The organism is Pseudomonas entomophila (assembly GCF_029478665.1).
Lineage (GTDB): Bacteria > Pseudomonadota > Gammaproteobacteria > Pseudomonadales > Pseudomonadaceae > Aquipseudomonas > Aquipseudomonas entomophila_F.
This window is the reverse complement of the sequence record NZ_JARPQB010000085.1, coordinates 1-10,684: the sequence shown is the minus strand read 5'-3', so window position 1 is coordinate 10,684 and position 10,684 is coordinate 1. Positions and strand designations below refer to the sequence as shown.

Annotated in this window: 6 protein-coding genes; 3 read left to right on the top strand and 3 right to left on the bottom strand. The window is 66.2% G+C overall.

Annotated elements, in window-relative coordinates; all coding sequences use genetic code 11:
* Window positions 1–132 precede the first annotated feature (132 nt).
* Window positions 133–633 carry a GNAT family N-acetyltransferase gene (locus P5705_RS25435; RefSeq protein WP_277463631.1) on the top strand — a complete coding sequence of 167 codons (501 nt, stop codon included), beginning with the start codon at window positions 133–135 and terminating at the stop codon, window positions 631–633.
* A gap of 131 nt (window positions 634–764) precedes the next feature.
* Window positions 765–2,876 carry a putative bifunctional diguanylate cyclase/phosphodiesterase gene (locus P5705_RS25430; protein WP_277463630.1) on the top strand — a complete coding sequence of 704 codons (2,112 nt, stop codon included), beginning with the start codon at window positions 765–767 and terminating at the stop codon, window positions 2,874–2,876.
* Window positions 2,877–3,167: 291 nt separating this feature from the next.
* On the opposite strand, the gene P5705_RS25425 is transcribed toward P5705_RS25430, so the two are convergent.
* From P5705_RS25425 to mexE, 3 genes are read right to left on the bottom strand one after another with little or no spacing between them, the layout of a single operon-like run.
* Window positions 3,168–4,583, bottom strand: a complete 1,416-nt coding sequence (locus tag P5705_RS25425) for an efflux transporter outer membrane subunit (protein WP_277463629.1) — start codon at window positions 4,581–4,583, stop codon at window positions 3,168–3,170.
* Window positions 4,580–7,759 carry an efflux RND transporter permease subunit gene (locus P5705_RS25420; RefSeq protein ID WP_277463628.1) on the bottom strand — a complete coding sequence of 1,060 codons (3,180 nt, stop codon included), beginning with the start codon at window positions 7,757–7,759 and terminating at the stop codon, window positions 4,580–4,582. Before P5705_RS25420 ends, P5705_RS25425 begins: the two co-directional genes overlap by 4 nt.
* A 12-nt stretch (window positions 7,760–7,771) precedes the next feature.
* Window positions 7,772–9,013, bottom strand: a complete 1,242-nt coding sequence (gene mexE / locus P5705_RS25415) for a multidrug efflux RND transporter periplasmic adaptor subunit MexE (RefSeq protein WP_277463627.1) — start codon at window positions 9,011–9,013, stop codon at window positions 7,772–7,774.
* Between the two features lie 203 nt (window positions 9,014–9,216).
* Between mexE and P5705_RS25410 the strand changes: the two genes are divergently transcribed.
* Window positions 9,217–10,389, top strand: coding sequence for an MFS transporter (locus P5705_RS25410; protein ID WP_277463626.1), 1,173 nt, complete (start codon window positions 9,217–9,219; stop codon window positions 10,387–10,389).
* Window positions 10,390–10,684: the final 295 nt, after the last annotated feature.

Genomic DNA, 10,684 nt, shown 5'->3' with positions numbered 1-10,684 from the left:
TCGAGCGCACTGCAAGGTTATCGCCTGGCACCTGCCCGCCATTACCCGATCCCCCACCGGAAAGTGCTGGCTGTAAAACCTCCAGAGCACAGGTAGACTCGCGCCTCCCTCCAGCCCCAGCGAGCCACCCGCATGGATGCCACCCTCGAACTGCTCCTGACCGCCCCCGAACAGGCCGATCTGGTGCGCAACCTCTACCAGTTCTACGCCTACGAGTCTTCCGACTGGGAGCAGGAGGACGTGGAAGTCGACGGGCGCTTCTACATCCATGAACCACACTTCGAACGCTACTGGCAGTCGCCTGGCTGGAGCGCCACGCTGGTGCTGCTCGATGGTTTCATCGCTGGTTTCGTCCTGGTCGAGCGCAGCGAACTGCCGGGCATCGACGCCTTCGAACTGGCCGACCTGTTCATTCTCAAAAAATACCGTCGCCAGGGCATCGGCCGCGCCGTCGCCCGGCAGTTCCTCTGCGAAGGCGATGCCGACTGGCTGCTGCGCTGGCATGGCGCCGATGCCGTGGCGACGCAGTTCTGCCGGGCGTTGCTGGCCGACCTGCCGCGCGCTACACGGGAAATCGCCCTGGACGATGAACCTGAGCTGTTCAATTACCTGGTGACGCCACGGCGGCACTGACAGGTACATGTCTTTTTGTGACGGGCTTCACAAAATTCCCTCAAGCGGCATAATGCCGGCACTGTGCGGTTCCGTTCGCCAGAGGCCCGGAAGCGCTTCATTCGTGCCCGTCGCAGGTTCAGGGAAATCCCATGTCGCTAGCCGCAAGTCCCGACGTCATGTACCGGCTGTTGATCCAGAGCGTGGTGGACTACGCCATCTACCTGCTCACCCCCGAAGGCATCGTCGCCAACTGGAACCCCGGCGCGCAGCGGGCCAAGGGTTATCACGCCGAGGAGATCGTCGGGCAGCATTACTCGCTGTTCTACACCGAGGACGAGCGGGCGGCGGGGCTGCCGGCGAAGAACCTGGAGCAGGCCCGCAGTTGTGGTCGCTTCGAGGAGCAAGGCCAGCGCCTGCGCAAGGACGGCTCGGCGTTTCACGCCCATGTGCTGATCGAAGCGGTGCGTGACGACCAGGGGCAACTGATCGGCTTCGCCAAGATTACCCGCGACATCAGCGAGCGCCGCCGCCATGAGCAGGAATTGCTGCAGGCCAAGGAGCTTGCCGAGCAGTACAGCCAGGAAATGGCCAAGTTGTCGCAATTCCTCGATTCGGTGATCACCCACATTCCCGCCAGCGTGATCGTCCAGGACCTGCACAGCCAGCAGATCCTGCTGGCCAACCAGCAGGCCGAGCACCTGTTCGGCGGCAAGGGTGTGAGCCTGGTCGGCAAGCTGCCGGGCGCGTGCATGGCGCCCACCGCGGCCGACTACCTCGAACAGCACCTGGCCCGTGGTGCGCGCAGTGCCAAGGGCTTTGCCGCCGAAACCCGGGTCGACACCGCCAGAGGCCCGCGCACCCTGCGCAGCCGCGCCATGCTCTGCCAGAACCCGGGGCAGGGTGACTACGTGCTGTTCGTCGCCGAGGACGCCACCGAGGAACTGGCCGCCCATGCCCAGATCCATCACATGGCGCACCACGACGCCCTGACCGGGCTGCCCAACCGCACGCTGTTCCATGAACGGCTCAAGCAGGCACTGCTGCGCGGCGAGGACGACGGCAAGCTGACCGCCGCCCTGTGCCTGGACCTGGACAACTTCAAGAACATCAACGACACCCAGGGTCACGCCTTCGGCGACAAGCTCCTGCGCGCCCTGGGCAAGCGCCTGCGCCGCGAACTGCGCGAGCATGACACCTTGGCGCGGCTGGGCGGCGATGAGTTCGCCGTGGTGCTGTCCGGCCTCGACAGCCGTGAGGCCGCACACACCACCGCCCAGCGCTTGATCGAGGCAATCTGCCCACCGTTCCAGATCGAGGGGCACCAGTTCAGCGTGGGGGTGAGCATCGGTGTCGCCACTGCGCCGGACGACCACGACCAGGCCGAGCAACTGCTCGGTTATGCCGACATGGCCCTGTACGAAGCCAAGCGCAACGGGCGCAATCGCTTCGAGTGCTTCCATGTCGAGCTCGACGTCGCCGCACGCCAACGTCGGCTGGTCGAGACCGACCTGCGCACCGCCCTGCACCTGGGGCAACTGGAGCTGCACTACCAGCCGGTGGTCGACCAGCAGAGCAACAGCGTCACCGGCTACGAGGCGTTGCTGCGCTGGCAGCACCCGACGCGGGGCATGATCATGCCCATGGACTTCATCCCCATCGCCGAGGAGACCGGGCTGATCCACGAGATCGGCGCCCGCGCGCTGAACCTGGCCTGCCAGGAAGCGGCCAGCTGGGGCACCGAGCAGACGGTGTCGGTCAACCTGTCGGCGGTGCAGTTCAAGAACGCCGGGCTGGTGCACAGCGTGGCCCTGGCGCTGGCTGATTCAGGGTTGCCGGCGACGCGGCTGGAGCTGGAGATCACCGAGTCGGTGCTGCTGGGCAACAGCGAAGAGAATGTGCGCACCTTGCGTGCGCTGAAGGACTTGGGGGTGTCGATTTCCCTCGACGATTTCGGCACCGGGTACTCGTCGCTGGGCTATCTGCGCTCGTTCCCGTTCGACCGGATCAAGATCGACAAGTCGTTCGTGCACGACATGTGCGAAAGCCGCGAGGCGATGTCGATCGTGCGCGCTATCACCGAGCTGTCCAACAGCCTGATGATCAAGACCACCGCCGAAGGCGTGGAGTCGGCGGAGCAGATGCAGCGGTTGATGGCCGAGGGGTGCTCGCATTTCCAGGGTTATCTGTATGGGCGGCCGGCGCCGGCCAGCGAGCGATTGCGGCAGGTGGGGAGGGTGGAGTGCCAGGCTACGGATTTGTAGTGCGTTCGAGATCGAGCGCCGCTTGTGCGGCGCATCGCGGATGAATCCGCTCCTGCAGCGGTGCTAGCGTCATCGCGTCAGGCATGGTCACGTTGCAACAAATGTAGGAGCGGATTCATCCGCGATGCGCCGCGCGGGCGGCGCTCGATCTCATGGACACTGCAACTCTCTCGGCGGGCCCATCGGGAACCCTCCTGTTCAAAACCATAAAAAAGCCCCGACGACCAAGGCCATCGGGGCAAACGGTTGGGGGAGGAACCAACCAAAGGAGTCTTCAGATCAGGGATGCGATCAACGCGTGCTGGCCACCACCTCCGGCTGCCAGCCGCCACCCAGGGCCTTGTAGATCGCCACGATGCCGCTGTACAGCTCGACCTCGCCCTGGGCCTGGGCGTCCTCGGCGCTCAGCCGCTCACGCTCGGCATCGAGCAGCACCAGGTAATCCACCGTCCCTTCGCGATAGCGGATCGAGGCCAGTTCGGCCGCCTTGCGGCTGGCCTCGCTCTGGCGCATCAGCGCCAGCAGGCGCTGCTGGCGCTTGCCATAGTCGCTGAAGGCGTTGGCGGACTCTTCCAACGCCAGCAGCACCTGCTGCTCATAGTTGGCCAGGGCGCCGTCGGCGTCGGCCTTGGCCCCGCGCAGGCGAGCGCGCACGCTGCCCAGGTCGAACGCCGCCCAGGTGATGCTCGGCCCCAGCGCCCAGGCGTTGGAGGCCGCCGAGCCGATCTGTGAACCGCGCGCGGCGGTGAAGCCAAGGAAGCCGCTCAGGCTGACCCGCGGGAACAGGTCGGCGGTGGCCACGCCCACGTTGGCCGTGGCCGCCGCCAGCTGGCGCTCGGCGCTGCGGATGTCCGGGCGGCGGCGCAGCAGCTCGCCCGGGTCGCCCACCGGCAGGGCCTTGGCGATGGCCGGCAATGCCTTGGGCGAGAGATCCACGTTCATCGCGTCCGGGCGCTGGCCGAGCAGGGTGGCGATGCGGTTCTTCGCCCGCACCTGTGCAGCCTGCAATTGCGGCACGGTGGCTTCGACCCCCGCCAGGCGGGCATCGGCGCGCACCACATCGAGCTCGTTGCCGACCCCGGTGTCGCGCAGGGTCACGGTGATGTCCCGCGACTGCTGCTGGGTCTTGAGGTTGGCCACGGCGATCTGCTCGCGCAACTGGGCGCCGCGCAGTTGACCATAGGCGTCGACCAGCTCGGCGATCAGGCTGACCTGTAACTGCTGCAGGTCGGCTTCGGCGGCGGCTTCCTGGGCTTCGCTGGCCTCGATCTGGCGCTGGATGCGGCCAAACAGGTCGAGCTCCCAGGCCATGTCCAGGCCCAGGTCGTAGCGCTCGCTGTTGACCCGGCGCTCGGTCTGGCCCGGGATCTGACCCTTGCCCAGGTCGCTGCTGGCGCGGCTGGTGACCACCGGGATCTGGTCGTTGGACACATCCTCGCGGATCGCCCGCGCCGCCTTCAGGCGGGCGAACGCCACGCGCAGGTCACGGTTGCCCTCCAGCGATGCCTGCACCAACTGGTTGAGCACCGGGTCGTCGAACTGTTTCCACCACACGCTCTCGAAGTGGCTGCGGTCGAAGGCCTTGGCCGCAACACTGCTGTCCAGCCTGGCCGGCGCGGTGTCCGGCGTCTTGTAGTCCGGGCCCACGGCGCAGGCCGCCAGGGCCAAGGCCAGCAGGCTCGGGGTCAGGGGTTTGAGCAACTTCATGCGTGGTTCTCCAGCGCGACGCTGCGCTCGGCCTTGCGGGCCTGGCGACGCTCGACGAAACGGCGGATCAGGAAGAAGAACACCGGGGTCAGGAACAGGCCGAACACGGTCACCCCGATCATCCCCGAGAACACCGCCACACCCATGGCGTGACGCATTTCCGAGCCGGCGCCGGAGGAGAACACCAGCGGTACCACGCCCATGATGAAGGCGATCGAGGTCATCAGGATCGGCCGCAGACGCAGGCGGCAGGCTTCCAGCACGGCGGCCAGCGGGTCGAGGCCCTTGGCCTGTTCATCCTTGGCGAACTCGACGATCAGGATCGCGTTCTTGCACGCCAGGCCCACCAGCACGATCAAGCCGATCTGGGTGAAGATGTTGTTGTCACCGCCGGAGACGATCACCCCGGTGATGGCCGACAGCAGGGTCATCGGCACGATCAGGATCACCGCCAGCGGCAGGCTCCAGCTTTCGTACTGGGCGGCCAGCACCAGGAAGGCCAGCAGCACGCAGAGCGGGAACACGAACAGCGCGGTGTTGCCCGAGAGGATCTGCTGGTAGGTCAGGTCGGTCCACTCGAAGGTCATGCCGTTGGGCAGTTCCTCTTTCAGCAGCTTCTCGATTGCCGCCTCGGCCTGGCCGGAGCTGTAGCCGGGGGCTGCGGCGCCGTTGATTTCAGCGGTGATGAAGCCGTTGTAGTGCATGACACGGTCCGGCCCCGAGGTGTCGCTGACCTTGAGGAAAGTCGCCAGCGGGATCATCTCGCCCAGGTTGTTGCGCACCTTCAACTGGCCGATCTGCTCGGCATCGAGGCGGAACTGCTGCTCGGCCTGGACGTTGACCTGGTAGGTGCGGCCAAAGCGGTTGAAGTCGTTGGTGTACAGCGAGCCCAGGTAGACCTGCAGGGTGTCGAAGATATCGTTGATCGCCACGCCGTGGGTCTTGGCCTTTTCCCGGTCGATGGCGGCATCGACCTGGGGCACGTTGACCTGGTAGCTGGTGAACAGGCCTGCCAGCTCCGGCACGTTGTGGCTCTTGGCGATGATGTTCTGGGTCTCTTTGTACAGCGCCTCATAGCCCAGGTTGCCACGGTCCTCGATCTGCAGGCGGAAGCCGCCGATGGTGCCAAGGCCTTGTACCGGCGGTGGCGGGAAGATCGCGATGTAGGCGTCCTGGATGTCGGCGAACTGGGCGTTCAGCGCCGCGGCGATGGCCTGCGCCGACTGGCTCGGGTCCTTGCGCTCGTCGAACGGCTTGAGCGGGGTGAACACGATGCCGCTGTTCGGGCTGTTGGTGAAGCCGTTGATCGACAGGCCCGGGAAGGCCACCGAATCGGCCACGCCCGGTTGCTTGAGGGCGATCTCGCTCATCTTCTTGATCACCGCCTCGGTACGGTCGAGGCTGGCGGCGTCAGGCAGCTGGGCGAAGGCCACCAGGTACTGCTTGTCCTGGGCCGGGACGAAGCCGGTCGGGGTGGACGAGAAGCCCAGGTAGGTCAGCCCCATGAGGCCGGCATAGACGAACAGGGCGATGCCGCTGGAGCGGATGACCCGGCGCACGCCGCCGACATAGCCATGGCTGGCGCGGTCGAAGAAGCGGTTGAACGGCGCGAACAGCCAGCTGCCCAGCAGCTTCTCGAGGAACCGCGAGAAACGGTCCTTGGGCGCGTGGTGGTCCTTCAGCAGCACGGCGGCCAGGGCCGGCGACAGGGTCAGCGAGTTGAACGCCGAGATCACGGTGGAGATGGCGATGGTCAGCGCGAACTGCTTGTAGAACTGCCCGGTAAGCCCCGAGATGAACGCGGCGGGCACGAACACGGCGCACAGCACCAGGGCGGTGGCGATGATCGGGCCGGTCACTTCGCTCATGGCCTTCTGCGTCGCTTCCAGCGGTTTCAGGCCAAGCCCGATGTTCCGTTCGACGTTCTCCACCACGACGATGGCGTCGTCCACCACGATACCGATGGCCAGCACCAGGCCGAACAACGACAGCGCGTTGAGCGAGAAGCCGAACAGGTGCATCACCGCGAAGGTACCGATCAGCGAGACCGGCACGGCCATCAGCGGGATGATCGAGGCGCGCCAGGTCTGCAGGAACAGGATCACCACCAGCACGACCAGGATCAGCGCTTCGAACAGGGTGTGCACCACCGCTTCGATGGAGCCACGGACGAACACGGTCGGGTCATAGACGATGCTGTAGTCCATGCCTTCCGGGAAGTCCTTCTTCAGCTCGGCCATCTTCGCCCGTACTTCGTCGGAGATCTCGATGGCGTTGGAGCCCGGACGCTGGAAGATCGGGATGGCCACGGCCGGCTGGTTGTTCAGCAGCGAACGCAGGGCGTACTGGCTGGAGCCGAGCTCGACCCGGGCGATGTCCTTCAGGCGCGTGATCTCGCCGTTGGCGCCGGCACGGATGATGATGTTCTCGAACTCTTCCTCGTTGACCAGGCGGCCCTGGGTGTTGATCGACAGCTGGAAGCTGGTCGAGCCCGGGGCGGGTGGGGCGCCCAGCTGGCCGGCGGCGACCTGGCGGTTCTGCTCGCGAATCGCGGCCACCACATCACTGGCGGTCAGGTTGCGCGAAGCGGTCTTGTTCGGGTCGAGCCACACCCGCAGTGAGTAGTCCCCCATGCCGAACAGCTGCACGTCGCCCACGCCACCCAGGCGCGCCAGCTCATCCTTGATGTTGAGGATGGCGTAGTTGGACAGGTAGAGCATGTCGTAGCGGTTGTCCGGCGAGGTCAGGTGCACGACCATGGTCAGGTCGGGCGAGGCCTTGTCGACGGTGATACCGATACGGGTGACTTCTTCCGGCAGCTTGGGCTGGGTGCGGGTCACGCGGTTCTGCACCTGCACCTGGGCATTGTCCAGGTCGGTGCCCAGGGCGAAGGTGATGGTCAGGGTCAGCTTGCCGTCGGCGGTGGACTGCGAGGACATGTACAGCATGTTCTCGACACCGGTGATGGCTTGTTCCAGCGGCGCGGCGACGGTTTCGCCGATCACCTTGGGGTTGGCGCCGGGGAAGTTGGCGCGCACCACCACGGTGGGCGGCACCACTTCGGGGTATTCGCTGATCGGCAGCTGGAACAGCGAGATCGAACCCGCGATCAGCAGCACCAGCGACAGCACCGCGGCGAAGATCGGCCGGGTAATGAAGAATTTCGAGAAGTTCATCGGTGTCGTCCCTTAACCGCGCGGCGCCTGGGCGCTGGCGACTTTTTCGTTGGTGCCGGCCACTTTCGGCGCCGGGTTGCTGGCCTCCAGGGCCTGGCGCTGCTGGGCGAGGGCGGCGAGGGTCTGTTCGCTGGCCATTGGTGTTTCCTCAGGGGAAACCTGCGAGCCAGGGCGCACACGCTGCAAGCCCTTGACCACGATGCGGTCGTCCTTGCCCAGGCCGCTGCGCACGATGCGCAGGCCTTCGAGCTTGGGCCCCAGCTCCACGGCGCGGTAGGCGGCCTTGTTGTCCTTGTCCATCACCAGCACGAACTTCTTGCCAAGGTCCGTGCCGACCGCTTCGTCGTTGATCAGCACGGCGTCGTACTGGGCGCTGCCGACCAGCTTCAGGCGTGCATACAGACCAGGGGTGAACTGGCCGTCACGGTTGTCGAACACGGCGCGGCCACGGATGGTGCCGGTACGCGGGTTGACCTGGTTGTCGACGAAGTTCATCTGGCCCAGGTGCGGGTTGCCGGTTTCGTTGGTCAGGCCCAGGTACACCGGGGTGCTCTGGCCGCGCTGGCCGTCGCGGGCGAGCTGGCTGTACTTGAGGTACACACGCTCGTCGGCGTCGAAGTAGGCGTACACCTTGTCAGTGGAGACCACGCTGGTCAGCGGGGTGACATCGGCGCTGACGATGTTGCCGGCGGTGAACTGGGCGCGGCTGACGCGGCCGCTGATGGGCGCGGTGACGCGGGTGAAACTCAGGTTCAGGCGGGCCAGGTCGAGCTGTGCCTGAATTGCATCGACCCCGGCGCGGGCCTCGGCGGCGGCGCTGGTGCGCGACTCGGCCAGTTCCGCGGAAATCGCGTTGCTGTCGCGCAGGCGCTCGCCACGGCGGGCTTCGTTGGCGCTGCGGATGGCGGTGGCCTTGGCTTGTTGCAGTTGGGCTTCGAGGCGGCGGACTTCAGCCTGGAACGGGCGCGGGTCGATCTGGAACAGCAGGTCGCCTTTCTTCACCTGGGCGCCTTCGGTGAAGGCCACCTGGTCGATCTGGCCGGAGACGCGCGGGCGCACCTCGACGGTTTCCGGCGCCTCGAGGCGGCCGGTGAACTCGTCCCACTCGTTGATCGGTTGCTCGATCACCTTGGCTACGCTGACCTTGGGCGCGGCGGGAGCCTGCACGGCGTCGGGGGTGCGACCGCAAGCGCTGAGCACCACCACTGCCAGGGCAGCGAGCGGGAAGCGCAAGGGTTTGAGTGAGTGATCCATGGAGAGCTCCGCCAATGTATTAGTAGTGGGCGGAGTGTGAGTGTGTTGCGTTTGAGGAACGAATCGAACGGAGCGAAGGTTATTATCACGCGCAATGATATGAGCGGTATCCCACAGAGGCCGCCTACCCCGTAGGAGCCGGCTTGCCGGCGAACACCGGCAGAGCCGGTGCCACACACCGCTTCACTGCATAAGGCCACACCGTGACCCCCACCGCTCGAATCCCCTCCTACTCGGTCATCGTCTGGCTGGGCGTACTGCAGATCCTGGTTTGGGGCGGCTCCTTCTTCCTCATGGCGGTGATGGCCGCGCCCATTACCCGCGACACCGGCTGGCCCGCACAATGGGTGTACGGCGCACTGTCGTTGAGCCTGATGGTCGCCGCACTGCTGGCGCCGCTATCCAGCCGCCTGATCGCCCGCCACGGAGGTCGGCCGCAGCTGGCCGCCAGCGGCGCGGTGGTGGCGCTCGGGCTGCTGCTGATGGCCGCCAGCCCGTCGCTGGCGCTGTTCCTGCTGGCCTGGGCGGTGATCGGCGTAGGCATGGCCATGGGGCTGTACGATGCGCTGTTCGCTACCCTGGGCGCGCTGTACGCCGAAGGCGCGGGCCGGGCGATCACCGGGGTGACGCTGATCGCCGGCTTCGCCTCGACGCTGTCCTGGCCGACCGTGGCCTTGCTGGTCGAGCAACTGGGCTGGCGACCGGCCTGCGTGGGGTATGCGCTGGTCCTGCTGCTGGTGGTCGCCCCGCTGTACTGGCGGGTGCTGCCGCCCGGCGGCCAGGGCACCGGGCACAAGGCGCAGACGGGCGAGGAGGGGGGCGGGGTGGACCGCGCCCTGTATGGATTGCTGACCACGATCTTCGCCATTGGCGCGATCATCATGACGGCCATTGCCGTGCAGTTGGTGGCGGTGTTGCAGGGACTGGGGCATTCGCTGGCGGCGGCCATCGGCTTGGCGGCGATGCTCGGGCCGAGCCAGGTAGCGTCGCGGGTACTGCAGGTGCTGGTGGGGCGGCGCCATCCGGTATGGACGGCCCTGGCCTGGACCAGCCTGGTGCTGGTCGGCCTGCTGCTGGTCACCTTCGCCCCGGCCGCCACTGCGCTGGGGCTGCTGGTCTTCGGCTGCGGCAATGGGCTGCGCGCCATCGTGCGCGGGCTGCTGCCGCTGGCGATGCTGCCGCCTGCGCAATACGTGCTGCTGATGGGGCGGATGTCGCGGCCGTCGCTGATCGGGCAGGCGCTGACGCCTTTGGTGGGTGGGTATTTGTTCGAGCACCTGGGGGCCTATGGGGTGCTGTACAGCCTGGTCGGGTTGGCGTTGATCAACCTGGGGCTGGTGATGGTGGTGTTTCGGCGAGTGCGGCGAGAGGGCTGATGGGGGTGTAATCTGCAGCGAGCCTTTCGCCGGTAACGCCGGTTCCTACAAGTACAACGCGGACCACCTGTAGGAGCCGGTCTTGCCGGCGAGCACTGGCGAAGCCGGTGCCATAGATGCCACGCTGAGCCAAAGCCTCACCCCCAGAGTGAATGTGAGATTTGGGTCTGAACACTTTGTTGCTGGGTTGCGGCCGAGCATGTGAACGATGTGTCAAAGACCAGATGCGCAGGGGCAATCATCGAGATCTAGGGAAACTCCGAACAAGTTGCCCATCAGCCGGAAATGGACGGCT